The organism is Furfurilactobacillus sp. W61-4 (assembly GCF_057545565.1).
In genome coordinates, this window is record NZ_BAAJNZ010000002.1 from 15013 (window position 1) to 34487 (window position 19475).

General features: G+C 45.0%; 20 protein-coding genes. 7 read left to right on the forward strand and 13 right to left on the reverse strand.

What is annotated here, in order from left to right; genetic code table 11:
* Positions 1-41: 41 nt before the first annotated feature.
* Positions 42-599, reverse strand: a complete 558-nt coding sequence (pth, locus tag AC27FN_RS03355; protein WP_487166605.1) for an aminoacyl-tRNA hydrolase — start codon at positions 597-599, stop codon at positions 42-44.
* 253 nt (positions 600-852) lie between these two features.
* Between pth and AC27FN_RS03360 the strand changes: the two genes are divergently transcribed.
* Positions 853-1815 carry an L-lactate dehydrogenase gene (locus AC27FN_RS03360; protein ID WP_487166771.1) on the forward strand — a complete coding sequence of 321 codons (963 nt, stop codon included), beginning with the start codon at positions 853-855 and terminating at the stop codon, positions 1813-1815.
* A 187-nt stretch (positions 1816-2002) separates the two neighbouring features.
* Positions 2003-2641 carry a cyclic di-AMP binding protein CbpA gene (gene cbpA, locus AC27FN_RS03365; RefSeq protein WP_407883401.1) on the forward strand — a complete coding sequence of 213 codons (639 nt, stop codon included), beginning with the start codon at positions 2003-2005 and terminating at the stop codon, positions 2639-2641.
* A gap of 211 nt (positions 2642-2852) precedes the next feature.
* Here cbpA and AC27FN_RS03370 read toward each other — a convergent pair whose 3' ends face one another.
* From AC27FN_RS03370 to AC27FN_RS03395, 6 genes are all read right to left on the reverse strand, one after another.
* Positions 2853-3215: a type II toxin-antitoxin system PemK/MazF family toxin gene (locus AC27FN_RS03370; protein WP_487166606.1), complete on the reverse strand. Its 363-nt coding sequence runs from the start codon at positions 3213-3215 to the stop codon at positions 2853-2855.
* A 75-nt stretch (positions 3216-3290) separates the two neighbouring features.
* Positions 3291-3545 carry an antitoxin gene (locus AC27FN_RS03375; RefSeq protein WP_407883397.1) on the reverse strand — a complete coding sequence of 85 codons (255 nt, stop codon included), beginning with the start codon at positions 3543-3545 and terminating at the stop codon, positions 3291-3293.
* 110 nt (positions 3546-3655) lie between these two features.
* Positions 3656-4771 (reverse strand): alanine racemase, encoded by a 1116-nt coding sequence (alr, locus tag AC27FN_RS03380; RefSeq protein ID WP_487166772.1) that lies wholly within the window; start codon positions 4769-4771, stop codon positions 3656-3658.
* A gap of 60 nt (positions 4772-4831) precedes the next feature.
* Positions 4832-5197, reverse strand: a complete 366-nt coding sequence (gene acpS, locus AC27FN_RS03385) for a holo-ACP synthase (protein WP_487166607.1) — start codon at positions 5195-5197, stop codon at positions 4832-4834.
* Between the two features lie 214 nt (positions 5198-5411).
* Positions 5412-6944 carry a degradosome RNA helicase CshA gene (gene cshA / locus AC27FN_RS03390; protein WP_487166608.1) on the reverse strand — a complete coding sequence of 511 codons (1533 nt, stop codon included), beginning with the start codon at positions 6942-6944 and terminating at the stop codon, positions 5412-5414.
* Between the two features lie 298 nt (positions 6945-7242).
* Positions 7243-8625: a UDP-N-acetylmuramoyl-tripeptide--D-alanyl-D-alanine ligase gene (locus AC27FN_RS03395; RefSeq protein WP_487166609.1), complete on the reverse strand. Its 1383-nt coding sequence runs from the start codon at positions 8623-8625 to the stop codon at positions 7243-7245.
* Positions 8626-8816: 191 nt separating this feature from the next.
* On the opposite strand from AC27FN_RS03395, the gene AC27FN_RS03400 reads away from it, so the two are divergent.
* Positions 8817-9284, forward strand: a complete 468-nt coding sequence (locus AC27FN_RS03400; protein ID WP_487166610.1) for a low molecular weight protein-tyrosine-phosphatase — start codon at positions 8817-8819, stop codon at positions 9282-9284.
* A 381-nt stretch (positions 9285-9665) separates the two neighbouring features.
* Positions 9666-10307: a CPBP family glutamic-type intramembrane protease gene (locus AC27FN_RS03405; RefSeq protein ID WP_487166611.1), complete on the forward strand. Its 642-nt coding sequence runs from the start codon at positions 9666-9668 to the stop codon at positions 10305-10307.
* Between the two features lie 363 nt (positions 10308-10670).
* Here the strand turns inward: AC27FN_RS03405 and AC27FN_RS03410 are convergent, their stop codons facing one another.
* From AC27FN_RS03410 to AC27FN_RS03430, 5 genes are all read right to left on the reverse strand, one after another.
* The gene (locus AC27FN_RS03410) at positions 10671-10916 is read right to left on the reverse strand and encodes a type B 50S ribosomal protein L31 (protein ID WP_487166612.1); all 246 of its coding nucleotides are present in this window, start codon (positions 10914-10916) and stop codon (positions 10671-10673) included.
* A gap of 97 nt (positions 10917-11013) precedes the next feature.
* The gene (gene murA, locus AC27FN_RS03415) at positions 11014-12297 is read right to left on the reverse strand and encodes a UDP-N-acetylglucosamine 1-carboxyvinyltransferase (RefSeq protein ID WP_487166613.1); all 1284 of its coding nucleotides are present in this window, start codon (positions 12295-12297) and stop codon (positions 11014-11016) included.
* A 269-nt stretch (positions 12298-12566) separates the two neighbouring features.
* Positions 12567-14180: a CTP synthase gene (gene pyrG, locus AC27FN_RS03420; RefSeq protein ID WP_487166614.1), complete on the reverse strand. Its 1614-nt coding sequence runs from the start codon at positions 14178-14180 to the stop codon at positions 12567-12569.
* 402 nt (positions 14181-14582) lie between these two features.
* On the reverse strand, positions 14583-15188 hold the full coding sequence (gene rpoE, locus AC27FN_RS03425) for a DNA-directed RNA polymerase subunit delta (RefSeq protein ID WP_487166615.1): 606 nt from the start codon (positions 15186-15188) through the stop codon (positions 14583-14585).
* A gap of 44 nt (positions 15189-15232) precedes the next feature.
* Positions 15233-15664, reverse strand: a complete 432-nt coding sequence (locus tag AC27FN_RS03430; RefSeq protein ID WP_487166616.1) for a YwiB family protein — start codon at positions 15662-15664, stop codon at positions 15233-15235.
* A gap of 195 nt (positions 15665-15859) precedes the next feature.
* On the opposite strand from AC27FN_RS03430, the gene AC27FN_RS03435 reads away from it, so the two are divergent.
* Genes AC27FN_RS03435 through yidA form a run of 3 tightly spaced genes read left to right on the forward strand, consistent with a single transcriptional unit; the run spans position 15860 to position 18919 of the window.
* Positions 15860-16708, forward strand: coding sequence for a lipoate--protein ligase family protein (locus AC27FN_RS03435; RefSeq protein ID WP_487166617.1), 849 nt, complete (start codon positions 15860-15862; stop codon positions 16706-16708).
* A 30-nt stretch (positions 16709-16738) separates the two neighbouring features.
* On the forward strand, positions 16739-18091 hold the full coding sequence (locus tag AC27FN_RS03440) for an HD domain-containing protein (protein ID WP_487166618.1): 1353 nt from the start codon (positions 16739-16741) through the stop codon (positions 18089-18091).
* A gap of 12 nt (positions 18092-18103) precedes the next feature.
* The gene (gene yidA, locus AC27FN_RS03445) at positions 18104-18919 is read left to right on the forward strand and encodes a sugar-phosphatase (RefSeq protein ID WP_487166619.1); all 816 of its coding nucleotides are present in this window, start codon (positions 18104-18106) and stop codon (positions 18917-18919) included.
* Positions 18920-19042: 123 nt separating this feature from the next.
* Here the strand turns inward: yidA and AC27FN_RS03450 are convergent, their stop codons facing one another.
* On the reverse strand, positions 19043-19408 hold the full coding sequence (locus AC27FN_RS03450; protein ID WP_487166620.1) for a DUF3899 domain-containing protein: 366 nt from the start codon (positions 19406-19408) through the stop codon (positions 19043-19045).
* Between the last annotated feature and the right edge of the window lie 67 nt (positions 19409-19475).

Consider the following 19475-nt stretch of genomic DNA (forward strand, 5'->3'; position numbering starts at 1 on the left):
CTTCCGTGTGGCAATCATTAAACCGCACCAGCCGTTGACGCTTAATTAAATGAATTCATCACCTGATCAAATTTCGTCCCTGACAACCAGGCTTCAACGGCTGCTTGAGCATCATCCATTCCAGCGCGAATTCCCAAAGTTTGCGCCGGGGTAAAGCGCCCTAAAACGTAGTCAACGACACTCGCTGAGGCAGGATGATCAATGCCAACGCGAACGCGTTTAAACGCTGGTGTACCTAAATGGGCGATCAAACTTTTAATGCCATTATGACCGCCGGCCGATCCTTTTTGCCGCAGCCGTATTTTCCCGACTGGTAAATCCATGTCATCGTGAATCACGACTAAATCATTTAAATCCACGTGATAATAGTCCATCAATGGTCGAACGGCGCGCCCTGAATCATTCATATACGTGGTTGGCTTAACCAATAATACTTTCTCATGACCAATTAATGCACTGCCTACGAGAGCTTCTTGCCGTGCCCGTTTAAACGTGACGCCATATTCATCAGCCAATTGATCAACAACCATAAAACCGACATTATGCCGCGTCCGTTCATACTCAGCACCAATATTTCCTAACCCGACGACCATCTTCATTTATCTGTCCTTGCCCCACTCTTAATTACTAATGTTGTCTTTCTTGCTATGCAAAAGGGCTGATCGATTGGCTTCCCTCTCAATCAGCAATATTCGCTTCAGTTAAAATTGATTTCAGACTCGTATTATAGCACATCCTCGTCTCAAAGCGCCTAGTCGACACTGGTCTAGGACGACTTAATGCGGTATTTCACAAGAGGTCCATATGTTATACTTACAGCGGTTACAAAATAAAAATTTAGTTATAGAGAGGATGATTATTTTGGCTACAAATCATCAAAAGGTATTGCTTGTTGGTGACGGAGCAGTAGGTTCAAGTTATGCTTTCGCCATGGCTCAGCAAGGCCTCGCAGAAGAATTCGTCATTGTCGACGTCTTGAAAGATCGGACTGAAGGGGACGCCTTAGACCTTGAAGACACCTTGGCATGGCTCACGCCAAAGAAGATCTACTCTGGTGAATACAGCGATGCTAAAGACGCTGATCTCGTTGTGATCACAGCTGGGGCACCACAAAAGCCCGGTGAAACTCGTTTAGATTTAGTGAACAAAAATTTAAAAATCTTGTCAACAATCGTTAAACCAATTGTTGACGCTGGTTTTAGCGGCATCTTCTTAGTTGCTGCTAACCCGGTCGACATTTTAACTTATGCAACTTGGAAGTGGTCAGGCTTTGACAAGAGCCGGGTCATCGGTTCAGGTACTTCATTAGATACTTCTCGCCTACGGGTTGCATTAGGCAAGAAGTTCAACGTGGACGCGCGTGACGTTAATGCTTACATCATGGGTGAACACGGTGACTCCGAATTTGCTAACTTTGACGAAGCAACGATTGCCGGCAAGCCATTACTACAAATCGCCGAAGAAAATGGCGTTTCACGCGATGACTTAGCCACAATTGAAGATGAGACGCGGCACAAAGCCTACGAAATCATCAACCGTAAAGGTGCTACTTTCTACGGCGTTGCAACTTCATTGATGCGGATTTCCCGGGCCATTTTACGGGATGAAAACGCGATTTTGCCAGTTGGTGCACCGCTAGACGGCGAATACGGCTTAACGGATACCTTTATTGGTTCACCAGCTGTCATTAACGGTCAAGGAATTGATCGGGTAGTTGAAGTCCCACTATCCGCTGATGAAAAAGAAAAGATGGCCGCTTCTGCAGCAACCTTGAAAGAAGTTCGGGAGAACGGCTTCAAAGAAACTGGTCTATAATTTAAATCAGCTCATTAGTATCATGAATAATGGTATTCTACCCGATGTCTAACTTAGGCATCGGTTTTTTAGACGACTTTTTTAATTTAAATCTGTTCTGACACCATCCTTGCTGCCCGATTGCAGCTAAGGTGTGGTATGATGAAAACAACATTCTTACCATTTTTTAATTTTTGGAGGTTGCTGCATGTTATTAAAGACGCTCGTTAAACCTTACGACAGTATCACCACAGTGCGCGAGGATGTCACTTTAGAAGAAGCCCTAAAAGTATTAGAAGATTCCGGCTTCCGTTGTGTGCCGATTTTAGACGAAACCGGTAAAATTTTCCGCGGTAACATTTACAAAATGCATATCTATCGACACAAGTCACGTGGTGGAGACATGAGCTTGCCAGTTACAACCCTGCTCAAAAATGCCACGAAGTTCATTTCCATCAATGATGCCTTTTTTAAAGTCTTTTTCTCAATCAAGGATTTGCCTTACATTGCTGTATTAGATGAAAATAATTATTTTTACGGTATTTTAACGCATACGCGGTTGCTAGACATGTTGTCACAGAGCTGGAACTTCAACGTGGGCAGTTATGTCTTAACCGTGGTCTCCCAAGGTGAACGCGGTGATTTAGCCAATATCTCAAAAATCATCACGAAATACACCTCGATTGCGTCGTGTATGACATTGGACGTGCAAGCGGGTGAATTGGTCCATCGAACCCTCTTCACCCTACCGGCCGACGTTGACGAGGAACGCTGTCAAAAAATCATCAAGGCATTGAATCGTAAGCAATTCCGCGTTTCTGAAGTGGAAAACTTACAACTAGAATAATCAATTGTATAAAAATAAAAATCAGAGCGAAGCCAGCCAGGTGGTGTCGAGCACTAGTTGAAGTTGACTAGTTGGCGACTTTTGTCAATTAGTCTGCCTTGGGCTAGGTCCAGACAACAGGCTGGTGTAACTCCATAAAAATCGGCATCACTCAGCCTACTTGTTCAAGCTGAGTGATGCCGATTTTCATCTGTTCATTTACAGGCAGGGTTTAATCACGTTCGACTAAGCCAACACTAATACCTAAGGCTCGATTGACCCGATTCATCACTGCATCATCTAAATGCGTCACGCGATCCCGAAGACGTTGCTTATCAATGGTGCGAATTTGTTCTAATAAAATCACCGAATCCTTGCCAATGCCATTACCTTTAGCCGGCACACCAACATGGGTTGGCATCTTCGGCTTACTGATCCGTGCGGTGATCGCCGCAACGATCACCGTCGGGCTGTAATGATTGCCAATATTGTTTTGCACGATTAGCACCGGTCGCATACCACCCTGTTCTGATCCCACCACGGGGGACAGGTCGGCATAAAAAATATCCCCGCGCCTTACTTCCACGTTTGCCAACTACCTAAGAACCTCTCTTTAAGTCAATATGTAAATGGAGCGACTGCTCCATTGCTACGAAGACAGACTGCTTACTTAACGGTCTAAGCGAGCAACCTCTGCCTCCGTTGCGGAAAATTCATCAGCGATTTCCTCATTCAATTGACCCATGGCCAAGTAGCCTTGCGCTAATTGATTAAAATCAGCTGATTGGTGATTCTCCAGAAAGTGACCGAGAACAGAATTAATTAATTCATTCGGGTCCAAACTGAAAAATTCACAGTATGCATTGAGCTCAGTTAGCGTCGCATCATCAAAACTAACTGGTACCTGACGTCCATCCTTTGCCATGCTGACTCCCCCGCATCCATCCTTCTACCAATCGCTTGGTGCCTACATTTTAGCATGTTTTAAGTAAAAATTATCAATTACACAGAACTGTAATATTTGACAGTCGTCAGCTAGCTTTCATAAACCCGTTGGATGCGCATATTGAGATTAGTCGCAATCTCATAATGAATGGTTCCCGCATATGAAGCGATGTCTTGCATTGTAATTGTCTCTGCCCCATCTTGACCAATTAACGTCACCAACGTTTCAACCGGATATTTGTGAGGCAGTCGGACCATTAATTGATCCATGCAGACGCGGCCAACAATTTCGCAGCGTTGACCGTCCACTAAAACATAAAACCCTTGCATCCGTCGCGGATAACCATCCGCATAGCCAATTGGCAAAGTTCCGATCCATTCATCCTGCTTAGCGGTATAGGTCGCCCCATAACTGACCGAATCCCCAGCCGCCAAACGTTTGACAAAAGCTAGCCGCGTCGTAAGACGTAACGCCGGTTCTAACGGATATGGGCTGGTCAAACTGCCGCCTGAAGGATTTAAACCATAGATACCCACGCCAAACCGAATCATATTGCCATTACAAGCTTCATGCCATAATGATGTGGCGGTATTAGACACATGCACATAACGTGGACGTTGCGGTAGGACCGCCATCATCGCCTGCCAACGCTGCACTTGATGATCAAAATAACGATGATCAGCTTCGTCGGCCGTCGCAAAGTGAGTAAAAACCCCTTCGAAATTAAATTTGTTCGAATATTGGGTTAAAACAGTCAATCCATCAGCTAATTCAGTCGGCTTCTGAAAGCCAATTCGGCCCATCCCCGTATCTAAAGCAAGGTGGACGCGCAATTGCCCGTTAAGCATTGGGGCCGCATCAGTCAACCACTGCTGATCACCAACAGTTAGCGCAATATCCTGTTTACAAGCCAGCTGCGCCCAGCTGACCGGTGTAATACCCAATACCAAAATGGGCGCTGTGATACCAGCTTCACGTAAGGCCAACGCCTCATCTAAGATGGCCACACATAGCCCGGTAGCGCCAGCCGCCAATGTTGTTCGCGCCATTTCAACTAGTCCGTGACCGTAGCCATTGGCCTTGATAACAGCAAACATTTCGGTGCCTGGTTTAGTACGCCGCAATTCGGCCTGAATGTTGTGTTTAATCGCGGCAAGATTGATGTGCGCAATGGTTGGTCGATGCTGTCCAATAATCTGTGACATCGTTGTATCTGTCAAAAGAATTGCCCCATTTCAAAAATCTAAAAATCGTCCGATCTAATCCTAATGGGTTTCGGGCTGTTCAAGAATCACTTGAGTCATGACTTGCGTAGCCGTGTGAGAGATAGAAATGTGTGCTGGTCCGTTAAAAGGATGCATCGTCAACATTGGCTTACCCAACTGATCGTCAAGAATTTCAAGGTCCTGAAATCCGACCGCATGACCGAGACCCGTTCCTAGTGCTTTACTGTAAGCCTCTTTAGCAGAAAAACGGCCCGCTAAGAACTCCAGTTTACGCTGACCTTTCAGTGTCGTCATCGCCAATTGTTCATCCGCTGTGAGCACTTTCGCCGCAAATTTTGGAAACCGTTGATTCAAATCCGCTACCCGTTTGATATCTGTTAAATCAATTCCGGTACCAAAAATCATGCTATTCGCTCCTGTCTCTCGTTAACTATCAATTATACCTACACTAATGACGTCTAAGCGAAATTATAGCATAGAACTGCCGACCAATTCGGTGCCAATGTTGTAAAAATCAGAGCGGAACAAGCCGGACTAGGCACAGACATCAGGCTTAGCGAACATAAAAAAGCCCCTGTCGGCGATCAACCCGAGCAGAGGCATGAATGAATATTAACAATTAGTTATGCTTAATGGAGTAGCTACGCTTGCCACCGCCGTTGCGGCTGCTATTACCATTGCGTGAACCGGAACGATGATCATAATGTCCACGATTACCATTTTCACGTTCACGCGATGAGCGACTGTTGCGACCATTGCGGCTGTTATTACCACCGCGATAATTGCGGCTACCGCCATTACGGCTCCGACCACCGCCGCCACCATGACGACGTGGTAATGGCCGTTCAGGCGTAATATGAACAGGCACATCGTGTTCATCGCCTGGCGTTAGATTACTGAGCAAGGCGGCAACCAATTCATTGGCATCGTAGTGCGCTAATAAATCAGCCGCTTCTTGATCAAACTTTTCCGTATCTGCATGTTCAACCAACTCAGCTACTTTCGTTTCAGCAGCGGCCAATTGACCAGCAAATGCTTCGGCAGCCGAAGGTGGCTTCAGTGGTAACATCCGCACCTTCGTTAGCTTTTCAATCTCACGCAGATAGTCCATTTCGTTTGGCGTTACAAAGGTCAAACTAGTGCCATGGTGTCCGGCACGGCCAGTCCGGCCGATTCGGTGAACATAGCTTTCAGGATCCTGTGGAATGTCGTAGTTATAAACATGGGTTACCCCAGAAATATCCAACCCACGAGCAGCCACATCCGTTGCAACTAAGATATCCAGCTTACCATCACGGAATTGTTTCAATATTTGTGAACGCCGCTGTTGGGTCAAATCGCCGTGAATCCCGGCGGCATTATATCCTCGGGCTTCCAAACCTTTCGACAATTCATCGACCCGGCGTTTCGTTCGACCAAAGACGATCGTTAGATCAGGATCCTGAACATCAAGTAACCGCGTCATTAAGTCAAACTTTTCATATTCTTTTGACTTCACGTAGAATTGATCGACTAAATCGGTGGTTAGTTCCTTAGCCTTAATCCGAACTTCTTTAGGGTTACTCATGAATTGAACCCCAATACGACGGATCTTGTCTGGCATCGTGGCTGAGAACAACAAAGTCTGCCGCTTTTCAGGCACCATCTTGATAATACTTTCAATATCGTCAAGGAAGCCCATATCTAGCATTTCGTCAGCTTCATCTAAGACTAACGTTTGCACATGGTCTAAACGAATCGTCTTTCGATTAATATGATCAAGCAACCGTCCTGGTGTACCAACAACGATCTGTGGATGGTTCTTCAAGCTGTTAATTTGGCGACGAATATCTGCGCCACCATAAACCACTTGCACCCGAGCTCGTTCATATTTACCCAAGCGATATAATTCTTCTTGCGTCTGAATCGCCAATTCCCGTGTTGGTGACACGATCAACGCCTGCACGTTTGGGTTTTCGGTATCGATACGATCCAAAATTGGTAACCCAAAGGCGGCCGTCTTCCCCGTCCCTGTTTGAGCCTGACCAATGACATCATCACCAGCCAAAACCAATGGAATGGTCTGTTCTTGGATCGGGGTTGCTTCTTCATAGCCACTTTCATCAATGGCTTTTAGCAGGTCTTTATTCAGACCTAGTTCTGCAAACTTCAAATTAGTTCCTCCTCAAATCAAAAGGTTTCGTCAACACTAGCAAAAATCCGTCTGCTAAAGCGTGAAAACGGCCGTCCTGATTCGTTTTTTCTTGTGTGATATTCAATTTTTAACACGTGCACGTTTAAAAAACGCAACTGTAATAGTTTAACGCGTTACGCAGTGATAAGCAAATGTTTCAGCATCTGAACCAGGCCAATTTAAGTTTGCTGAGTTATGGCAATCGCGTTAATGTGCGAAATTAAAAGAAAACAATGACATCCCCAATAGTGATGTCATTGCGACTGTAAAACTCAATTTAATTTTGCAACGCCGTCAAAACCGTTTCCAAGTGCAAGCCATGACTAGCCTTCAAGACAACCTCATCGTCGGCAGTGACGTTGGCCAATAAGTCAGCAGTTAGCTGATCTTTATCTGCCGTTGAATAGTAGTGAATAGCTGTTGCCGAATAACTAGGCGTCAATGTTTGCGCTAGTGCTCGCATATGCGGACCAATCAGATAAACTTCCTCAATTTGATCTGGGACTAATGCCTCAGCCACAGATGCATGCAGCGCATCAGCATCTTGACCTAATTCAAGCATGTCACCAAGAACCGCAATGTGGCGACCCTTGGTTGGTGTTTGCGCAAACAAACGAAGGACATCTTTCATCGCGGTCGGATTGGCATTATAAACGTCACTTAAAATGGCCTCACCTTTGGCACCAGTCAACCATTGTGTCCGATTCTCGGTGATGGCTACCGTGCCTAACCCCTTCACGAGATTCGCTGTCCGAATGTGAAATAACTGGGCGATGGTCAAAGCTGCTAGTGCATTATTAACGTTATAATCACCCATCAATGGAATCGTAAATGTTTCGTCAGGCCATTGGTTCACAGTAAACGTCGTTGTGTGCAAATTTGAATCTTGGTTAATTTGCGTTGGATATAAATCGTTAGCGCTTTGTTGTCCAAATGTCCGCTGTTCATTAGCGATGCTTTGGGCACGACTCACGAGTAGCGGTTCATCACCATCGTAAACAAAGCGCCCGTCAGCCTTCAGTCCGTGAGTAATTTCCATTTTTGCATCGGCAATCTTGTCTCGCGTGCCAAAAAACTCAATGTGTGCTTCGCCAATCATCGTAATCACCGCGACATCCGGTGCGACTAATCGACTCAATTCATCTAGTTGGCCGAAACGATCCATCCCTAATTCAACGACCAAAACTTCTGTATTTGCTTCCATTGAGAGGACCGTAAATGGCACACCGACTTCATTATTATAATTAGCGTAAGTCTTAACAACATTGTATTCTGTGCTAAGCAAACTAGCCGTCATATCTTTGGTTGTTGTTTTTCCGTTGCTGCCAGTAATTGCAACCACTTGTGGATTAATCTTAGCCAACCAATAAGCGGCCAATTGTGTCATCGCGATTAGCGGATCATCCACAATTAAAACTGGAAAATCATGTGGTGCCTGGTCGGCTTTATCCGCGGCCCACAAGCTCGCTATTGCCCCATGTTCGCGCGCACTATCAATAAACTCGTGCCCATCGTGCTCGCCGCGAAGCGGTACAAATAGCGACTCGGCAGTCAGTTGGCGGCTGTCAAAGTGGACCGACGTTACCGTAATATTGGCTGACTCGCCTAAATCATTTTGTGCATCAACTGCTTTCGCAATTTCTGCTAACTGCATTTTCATGATAAACCCCTCATATCACACCATTTAACTGGCTGTGTTCACGCCATTTCAACTAAATTGCATGATAAACTACATTAGTCAATCAATCACAATTGTTTATGATTATACCATATCTCATAATCCAACTAAATTTCTTGCAAGACGTCATTCAACACGGCACAATTAAATTAAATTCTTTAATGGAGGTTCTCATGCAAAACGTGCTGTTCGTTTGCCTCGGCAACATTTGTCGATCGCCAATGGCTGAGGCCATGTTCCAACAACTTATCAACCAAGCTAATTTACAAACTAACATCCAGACTGAATCAGTCGCCACTAGCAACTGGGAGGAGGGCAACCCGCCCCACCCTGGTGCACAACATATCTTAGCTGAACACGGGTTATCAATTGCCAATCATCGGTCTCGCCCCATCACCACTGCTGACTACGAGCAAGCTGACTGGATCATTACGATGGATCGCCAAAATGTCGCCAATTTACGAGAATTATTGCCTACCAACCAACATCATAAAATCCATTTGGCCTATGATATCATTCCCGCCGAAGTCGGCAAAGAAATTCCCGATCCATGGTATTCACACAACTTTGCCTTAACCTATCGTCAGCTGGCCGAAGTGCTCCCGCTATGGCTAGCTAAAGTTCAAGAAAGTTTGTCATGACCCACCACAGTTTTTCAAACTATCCTGCTAGTCCCAAGCTGAACATTTTATAATGTTCAGCTTGGGACTTTTCGTTGCCCCCTGGTAAACGTCTCACTCAATGCTGTTCGACTGTACTTCACCTTATTGTCACTGCCTATTGGCCACCCCACTTTTCTAATCTCCAAACTCCCAACAATTTGTGAAGAACAAAAGTTGTATCCATTATCCATTATTTGTACCCTTATCTTATTACTACTATGAAGGGGTCTTATCATGAAAAATGGCATTTTGTTTGAAAAGAAGCGATAAACACGGGGATTCCCACTGGTCGATTACGACCGAGGTGCCTCTACCAATCATTTAACTATCTTATTAATTGTCACAATTTTGGCCTCGCTCATGATTGTTTTCGCAGATCCAATTAAGAATGTATGGCTCAATTTTATCTTTGAAAATATCGTGCCCTTTATCATATTTATCATCGCCTTTAATACTCTGTCTGGTTCTAAGATCCGCCAATTGTTTAGGCGCTTAACTTGGCGCGATTTGGGATTCGGACTGGTCATGCTAATTGCTGGTTCAATTTATAGTATTGGAGCGATTAACCTGTTAAAGGAGCTCCACTATCACACAGTAGCCGACTCGACGACAAGTGTCCTACTTCACACAGCTAAAAATGTCATCCTCGAAAAGTTTACAGTATTGGAAATTGGCGACCTTCTAGAAACTTTTTCTGAAGAATTTTTTGCTCTATTTTCATTTTTAATTGTTGCAGCTCTTATCCAAAGACATACACGGCTGTCGAGAAATAAAGCTCTTGTAATCTCCTGGATCATTTCCATGTTCATATTTGGCGCAATGCATTTTAAGGCCTATGATTTCCATTTCCTCGAAATGTTTTTTGCTGTTGGCGTCTCTCGTTTCTTCGATACCGGTGTTTATATTCGAACCAAAAATATTTTTATCACTTTCCTATCACACTTTTTGTTTGATTCATTTGGCTTTTTAGCTGTAACGCTTAGAGTCTTGACAGGGCTTTAAGTAGTTATACCTTGCAAAATTTCAAACACCTTCGCTGCTAATAATGCATGCTTGGGTGTTTTTATATCGTTGACAAAGCCAGGCGAATACCAGTCCTTGTCACGAGCCACTTACAATTTGATCTTGAGAGTTTCTAATCATTTTCGTTGGTTAATACTAATTGACCGATAAAATCTGCTCCATGATATTTGTAGAACCAATTAACTAAATTATCGCTGACTGGTTTCATAGTTGAAGGAGCCAAAAAATCAAACTTGTGTAATGCAAAAAAAAAACAAACAACGGCGTCTGCCATCATTTGCTTCAACATAGACATGACCGATATTTCATCAGCCAGTTTAGTTTATGCTAACTTAGTTAAGTTTACTTCAAACCATACTTCTTGTTGAACTTGTCAACCGCACCATCGGCTTGAGTGAACTTCTGCTTCCCAGTGTAGAATGGGTGAGAGTCAGAAGTGATTTCAACCCGGATTAATGGGTAGGTGTTGCCATCTTCCCATTCAGTGGTTTCTTGAGAAGTTGCCGTTGAGCCTGAAATGAACTTAAAACCAGTGGTTGAGTCCATAAAGACAACTTGGTGGTAATCTGGATGAATGCCTTGTTTCATGAGTGTAATCTCCTTTGCCATGAGTCATTTGCTGAGTCATAGTTACATGTAATCAACCCAAACAATATACCATGAATGAACCTAACGCGCAAGGTTACTAATACTCAAAGACGCCAGCATCGGTATCTTCAATAATCTGGACTTGTGCGCCTAATGCTTTAAGCTTTTCTGAAATGCGATCATAGCCCCGTAGAATGTTTTCTGCGTTGTTAATGGTCGTTTTACCATCTGCCATCAAAGCAGCGATAACTAACGCTGCACCAGCACGAATCTCACCAGCCGCAACCGTGGTACCAGTCAAGCGGTCACAGTGATTAACCACGATCATCTTATCTTCCAACGTGATGTTCGCACCCATGCGATTAAGCTCAGCAATGTGTTTGGTGCGCTCTGGGTAAATCGTGTCGATAATCAGACTAGAGCCATTTGCTAAACCCATCAACGGGGTAATCGGTTGTTGCAAGTCGGTGGCAAATCCTGGATAGGGCATCGTTTTGACTTGAATTGGCGATAAGTCACTCGATTTATGGACATAAATACTATCTTCACTGATATCCAACTTAACCCCAAGCTCCTGTAACTTGGCTGTGAACGCCTCAAGGTGTTCTGGAATGACATTTTGAATATTAACCCCTGACCCGATCGCTGCGGCCATGGACAAGTATGTCCCAGCTTCAATTCGGTCAGGAATAATTGTGTGGGTGTTCGTCGCTTGAAGCGTTGGTACGCCCTCAATTCGAATCACATCTGTCCCAGCTCCGCGGATTTTTGCGCCCATATTATTTAAAAAGGTCGCCAAGTCAATGATTTCTGGCTCTTTGGCCGCATTTTCGATCACTGTCAACCCGTCAGCTTTCACCGCTGCTAAGATGATGTTCATCGTTGCACCCACGGAAACCAAATCCAAAAAGATCCGTGCCCCATGCAGCCCTGCACTAGCATCAATATGCACCGCGTCATCAATTTCTGTGACTTGGGCCCCTAACGCTTTAAATCCTTTAATGTGTTGATCGATTGGTCGCGGACCGATATTGTCGCCACCAGGGAACGACACAGTTGCCCGTTTAAAACGACCTAATAAGGCCCCCATAAAATAATATGAGGCCCGCAAACTCTTAATTGCTTTGCCAGGCAAGGCGTTTTCTTCAATCTGGGTTGGGTCAATGTCGAGTACGCCATTTTCAAAATGGGAAGACACGTTCATTGAATCGAGAATTGCCATTAAATTATGGACATCCAAGATGTCAGGCACCGAATCAAATTGAACCGGTGTATCAGCTAAAATTGCTGCCGGGATCAAAGCAACCGTGCTATTTTTGGCACCGCCGATAGTCACCTCACCAGATAAATGGTGACCTCCTTGGATGATCATTGATTTCATGCGTTATTCCTCTCTCAGCACATCAGCTGCTCCAAGCAACCATGTGTTTACACTTAAATTTATCTACTGCTTCATTTGCTCAACCGCCAATGGGGAGCACGCAATTATCTTCAATACTAATGAACGAACCTTTAAAACACAATAAGAGGATTCGCTTCTCAGTGTATTTTTAGAAAATGTTTTAGAACCAAAAACATCCATTAAGTGATCGAATAAGCCAAGCTTTCAATCGAACCTAATGGATGTTATTAATTATCGTAGAAATTCAACTATTGACGACTAATGTGTTCATCATCAGCAGCTTTCACAAAGGCTTTAAAGAGCCCTTCTGGACGATCAGGACGGGATAGAAATTCAGGGTGATATTGCGCGGCCACAAAGAATTTGTTCGTCGGCAATTCGACCACTTCCACCAACCGGTTATCCGGAGATGTTCCTGAAAAGACTAAACCATGTGCAGCCATCTGTTCACGGAAAGCATTGTTAAATTCATAACGGTGACGATGGCGTTCAGAAATAACCTCTTCGTTATCGTAAGCGGCGGCTGTTAATGTCCCCGGCTTTAATTTGGCTGGGTAGGCACCAAGTCGTTGTGTGCCACCTAGGTCCTTGACATTTTCTTGATCAGACATTAGATCAATCACTGGGTATGGTGTGTCTGGATCAATTTCCGTCGAGTTAGCGTTCTTTAAGCCAACAACATCGCGAGCAAATTCGACACAAGCCATTTGCATCCCTAAACAAATGCCTAAATATGGCACATCATGTTCACGCGCATATTTGATGGCCAAAATCTTGCCTTCGGTTCCACGGCCGCCGAAGCCGCCTGGCACCAGAATTCCGTCCGCGTCAGCCAATAACTCATCCACATTATCGGCGTTAATCTGTTCGGAATTGAAATGATTGATTTTGACATCCGCGTCGACCACGTAACCGGCGGATTTCAAGGCTTCGTTAACCGAAATATATGCATCTTGAAGATCGGTATATTTCCCAACCAAGTCAATCGTAAGCGTCTTGTGTAGATTTTGAACGTGTTGTTCTAATTGCCGCCATGCGGTCATATCGGCGGCGGGTGCATCAACTTGGAAGTGGTTCAAAACGATGTCATCCATATGTTGATCTTGCAGTGCTAATGGCACCGTGTAAACCGTTGGCACATCCATCGACTCAACCACGGCGTCAGGCTCAACATCACAGAAAGAGGCGATCTTGTTACGCATCGATTGCGTAATTGGTTTTTCCGTCCGGACAACTAACATGTTAGGCTGAATTCCTAAACCGCGTAATTCCTTAACACTGTGTTGGGTTGGCTTTGTTTTCATTTCACCAGCGGCCCGCAAGTATGGAATCAACGTCGTATGAATATAGAAAACATTGTCGCTACCAACTTCAGTCTTCATTTGTCGCAACGCTTCGATAAATGGTAATGACTCAATGTCACCAACCGTGCCACCGATTTCAGTAATCACGACATCGGCATCGGTAGTCTGACCGGCTCGCATGATTTTTTCTTTAATCGCGTCGGTAATATGTGGAATGACTTGGACGGTGGCCCCCAAATAATCCCCACGGCGTTCCTTTTGTAAAACTTCTTGGTAGATTTTCCCCGTTGTAACGTTTGAGTATTTATTCAGGTTAATATCAATAAAACGTTCGTAGTGGCCTAAATCCAAATCAGTTTCCGTACCATCATTGGTGACAAAGACTTCACCGTGCTGATATGGGCTCATCGTCCCTGGGTCCACGTTAATGTATGGGTCAAACTTTTGAATCGTAATCTTTAACCCACGATTCTTCAGCAGCCGCCCTAACGAAGCTGCAACGATCCCTTTCCCAATTGACGAAACCACACCACCGGTGACAAAAATGTATTTGGTCATCTAAATAAATGCTCCTTCTCTTATTTTGCGGGGAATACCTAACAACGAAAAAACTCCCAATTCAAAAGAATTGGGAGCCTTGATTACAACTTAACTGTGCCCGTTCACTGAACGGTGCCCAAAAAATATAATACCGACTTTATGCATGTGGGTCAAGAAAAAAGATCAGAGCGTGAGCCAGACTGGTTGAGACCGAGCAACAACGGACAATCGTAATTGGGCGGTCTTGGCCCGGTTACGGTTGTTGGTTGTGCACAGGACTCAAGTCTGGCGAGCGCGTTTAGAAAGAGTGTGAGCCAGACCGGGTGAGTCCGAGCAACAACAGACAACAAAAAAATAGCGTCTACAGCCATCGCCATAGACGCTACCTTCTAAATGAGACATCCGCACAACTAGAGGCTCCTATTCAGGATCTTCCTCATCATCGTCGTTTTCTTCGTCATCCTCATCGTCGTCATCATCATTTAATTCGGCGAGTTGACCCTCGATGCCATCTGGTAACTCTTCGTCGGTGTCATCATTTTCGGTATCATCATCGTCATCGTCAAAATCATTGTCTTGCGTATCTGGTCCATCCTGACTGTCATCATCATCTGATTGGCCAAAGTCGTCATCTTCTGGATCGTCATCGTCGTAGTCAATGACATCATCGTCATCAGCAGCGTCCGCCAAAAAGGCATTAACCTTACGGCGCTTTTTACGTTTTGGCTGATCTTCGTCTTCTTCACCATTAATGGTGGCTTCATCGATTGAGTCAAATGGGTACCACGTCCGCAGACCCCATGTGTTATCTCCGAGGGAAATGAAGCTGCCATCAACGTTTAAGTCAGTATAAAATTGTGCCAAACGTGCGCGAACTTCTTCATCACTAGCACCGAGGTACGTTTGAACCTCGTTGGTTAGGTCAGCAAAGCCCATTGCTTCACCGTGCTGTGAGAGAATTGCGTGAGCAACTTCAATCATCGACAATTCTTTTTTATTTTGACCTTCGAAAATTTTAAGTTCCAAAATCAGGCCCGTCCTTTCGAGAGTGTACATCTTATCATAAGGTCTTAGACGGCAAATTGCAATCTAATTTGATAATCCCCAATCAAGCTTTTCCCAGCCATTAATTCATAATCGACTGCGATGCGACCAGCGCTTAAGTCATCATTGAGCCGCACGTTTAATTGCGCCGTGGCTACCTCAATGGACATCGTGCCATATGGTGTTCGATAACTGGTCGTCACTGCCTGACCATCCAGGAAATGTAACCGCAATCCATTATCGCCACTACGCGTCAGCGTAATATCCTCTGAACTAGTCAGCTTAAATGTCACTGGCGTCGGCGTCCCGTTATCATCCTCCACATAGCGTAAATAAAGCGTATCGTTAACCATAACCAATCGGCCGGGCAAGGTGAAATCAAACTGTTCCGTTTCACCAGCCTGCGTGATATTTGTTTGCAAATAAACTGTGACTGTCTGTTCAAACTGTTGTGCCACCTTGACCCCCACTTTCTGCTAACCGTTTAACTCCAGGACTAAATTATACCTTAATCTTAACCAATTCGCTCAGATGACGTTCCAATTAAACCTTCAACCATGGTAACCGTGCAGACTTGGCGTTGTTTCGGTATAATAGTCGCAGTGATAAAAACGCTATCATCCTTAATCCTTATGAGAAATCAGGTGTTTTTAATGACCGATGCTCTAAGCCTCGCCCAAACGACTATGCTTCTGTCACAACATTTCGCCAAGCATGAGGGCTTAGCCACTTTTGCGAACATGAATGCATTGCTAAGTCTAATTGAACACGAATCCCAACCCTTGTTACACTTTTGGATGCTCGACAACAACGTGATTATGGGCTTACGGGATGCCGATTTACCCCATCTCGAACAAGCCTACCCGATTTTAGAAGAACACGGTTACGTTGGTTTTGTGCGCAACTCTGGCGGTCTGGCGGTGGTTTCAGATCCCGGCGTCTTAAACGTCAGCTTATTCTTTCCACCTAGTTTGCTCAAAATGGGCGTCAATGAAGCTTACGACCAAATGAAATTGCTCGTGGATCGTGCGTTTCCTGAATTGCCCATTGAAGCGGGAGAAATTCCGCGTTCTTATTGTCCTGGCACCTATGACTTGAGTGTCAACGGACATAAGATCGCCGGAATGTCACAACGCCGCCGCAATGGTGGCACTGTGATCATGTTATACCTCAGCGTCAATGGCAATCAGAATGCCCGGGCCCAGTTGATTCACGATTTCTACACGGTCGGGCTCGGTCACGAAGAAAATAAGTGGGATTTTCCAGATGTTGATCCTGGCACGATGATGAACGTTGGTGATTTGTTACCCCAATCGTTAACCATTGAAGAAGCCCAGGCCCGCTTTGTCAAAGCCGCTCAGATAAGTGGCACTCAGTTAGCCAAACAACACTTGGCCGATCTGATGGTGGAGCCAGAATTTGGTGCTCAAATTGACTTTGAAACCAAACGCTTATTGCAACACCAACCAACATTTAATCAGCCGGATCAGACAGCAGACTAACTCAAAATTCAGTTGTTTCAAGGAGAATGCATGGACTATCAAAGTCAGTTACTACCTCGTGAAAAAGTCTTTCGCGATCCTGTTCATAACTATATTGCTGTGTCGCATCAGGTCATTTTGGATCTGATTAATACCAAAGAATTTCAACGACTTCGCCGCGTTAAGCAACTCGGCGTGGCCGAAGAGGTGTTCCACGGTGCTGAACACAGCCGTTTTGGCCACTCCTTGGGAGTCTATGAAATTGCCCGACGGATCTGTGATAACTTTAAAAATGACTATCCAAGCCAAACACCGGGCGACGGTCTGTGGAATGATGATGAACGGTTGGTTACGTTGTGTGCTGCTTTACTTCACGACATTGGTCACGGTGCTTACTCGCATACGTTTGAACACATCTTTCACACGAATCATGAAGCGGTCACCGCGCAAATCTTGACATCCCCCAGCACTGAGGTCAATGCGGTTCTGCGCCAAGTCAGTCCGGAATTCCCCGCACAAGTGGCTAGCGTGATTCAGCACACCTATCCAAATCCACAGGTCGTTCAAATTATCTCGAGTCAATTGGATGCTGATCGAATGGACTACTTATTGCGCGACGCTTACTTTACCGGAGCCGATTACGGCCGTTTTGACCTAGCTAGAGTGTTGCGCGTTATGCGCCCTTACGAAGGCGGAATCGCCTTCACGATCGACGGCATGCACGCTGTCGAAGACTACATCTTAAGTCGCTTTCAAATGTACCAACAAGTCTACTTTCACCCAGTGTCTCGCGCCATGGAAGTTATTTTGGATCACTTACTTTTACGTGCCAAAGACTTGTACGACAATCAGCCAATTCGCCAAGAGGGCTTTCGGCCACTTTTACTAGAGCCGTTCTTCAACCACGATTGGACGTTAACCGACTATTTAAAACTTGATGATGGCGTCTTAAATACTTACTTTCTCCACTGGGCCGATAGTGATGATGATATTTTGCGCGATCTGGCTCGGCGCTTTTTAAACCGCAAACCGTTAAAATCCGTTGAGTATGACAGTGATACGACAGACTTACTGCCGATTTTGCGCAATCAAATTGAAACTGTCGGCTACAATGTTACCTACTACACGGCTACCAACGATAGCTATGACCTGCCCTATAATGCAAACCCGCACCACTCCCGCAAACCTGCCGCGGAGATTCAACTGATGCAAGCAGATGGCTCTACGATTGAATTATCTGCGCTCAGTACCTTGGTGGCAGCCATTACTGGACGCGAATCCGGGGATCAGCGGTTTTTCTTCCCTCGAGAAATGCTCAGCCAACATGCTGAAAGTGACCTTTTTAACCCTATCTATCAAGAATTCCAGACTTATATTAAAAATGATCAATTGATTCATCCATAAGGAGCCTAACCCATGACTATTAAATTAATTGCGATCGACATTGATGGCACACTACTCAATGAAAATGGTGATCTGAATCCAGCGACTATTTCAGCAGTTCAGGCCGCCCGCGATGCTAATATAAAAGTTGTCTTGTGTACTGGACGACCGCTAACTGGCGTCGCAGGTTATTTGAAACAACTCGGCTTATCCGGTGACGATCAATACGTCATTACCTTTAATGGCGCGCTTGCACAAACCATCAGTGGTCGGATTCTCGTTCACCATACGCTGGATTATCAACAATACCGCCAATTAGAAAGCTTAAGTCATACCTTAGGCACCCACTTTCACGTCGAAACAGATCAAGCGATTTACACAGCGAATAAAGATATTAGTCCGTACACCATTGGCGAAGCTTATTTGGTCAACATGCCCATTCGCTATCGGTCGGTCGATGAAATGCCGACCGATCTAACCCTATCGAAGGCGATGTTTATTGATGATCCAAAACTAATTGAAGCCGCTTATCAGGCGTTGCCTGCCGAGGCTAAACAGCAATTTTACTTTGTTCGCAGTGAACCTTATTTTCTTGAGGCGATGAATCAAGCCGCTTCGAAAGGCAATGCCATTACTGGACTAGCCAGCGACCTTGGTTTAACGATGGCGGAGGTCATGGCGCTCGGTGATCAAGGCAACGATTTGTCCATGATTCAAGCCGCCGGACTAGGTGTCGCCATGGGCAACGCGATCCCTGAATTAAAGGCAGCAGCCCAAGCGGTCACTTTGACTAACCGTGAAGATGGCGTGGCCGCCGCCATTCAAAAATACGCACTAAATCAGGCATGATTGCGCCAAAGTAATCTTCAATTTAATGAATTCAAATTAAAAGGACCACTATTCGCAGTGTGTAACGTGAAAACATTGCAATAGTGGCCCCTTTTAATTTTTCGACCGATATTTTACATCAGCTTACAAGGTTAGGATAACCGCTAAGCCGATCAAAATCAGTCCACTAACCCACAGCCAACCATTCCAAGCTGATACCCGCAACGGTTCATTCTTTTTTAAGGCAATATCCTTTTGATCAACACGGTCATCTGGTTGTGGCTGCTGCTTTTCTTTATATGTCTTTCGACGCCGACGAAATCCCGTAAATAAATGGGCATGGGATAACTGCATCACTGCACCAATGACAATCAAAAACAAACCGATCATAAAATACGCGTCGGAGATCTTAACCAAGGGGACATGGCTTACCCAAGCGACCACCCCAGCGATCAAAAATAGCCCCAGTCCACCTAATGACCATCCGATGGGTGTGTTTTTTGGCTTCATTTCTGTTCCCCCAATCTTTTATCATGATACAAAAATACCGCAATTACTTGCGGTATAAAAGTCTTTT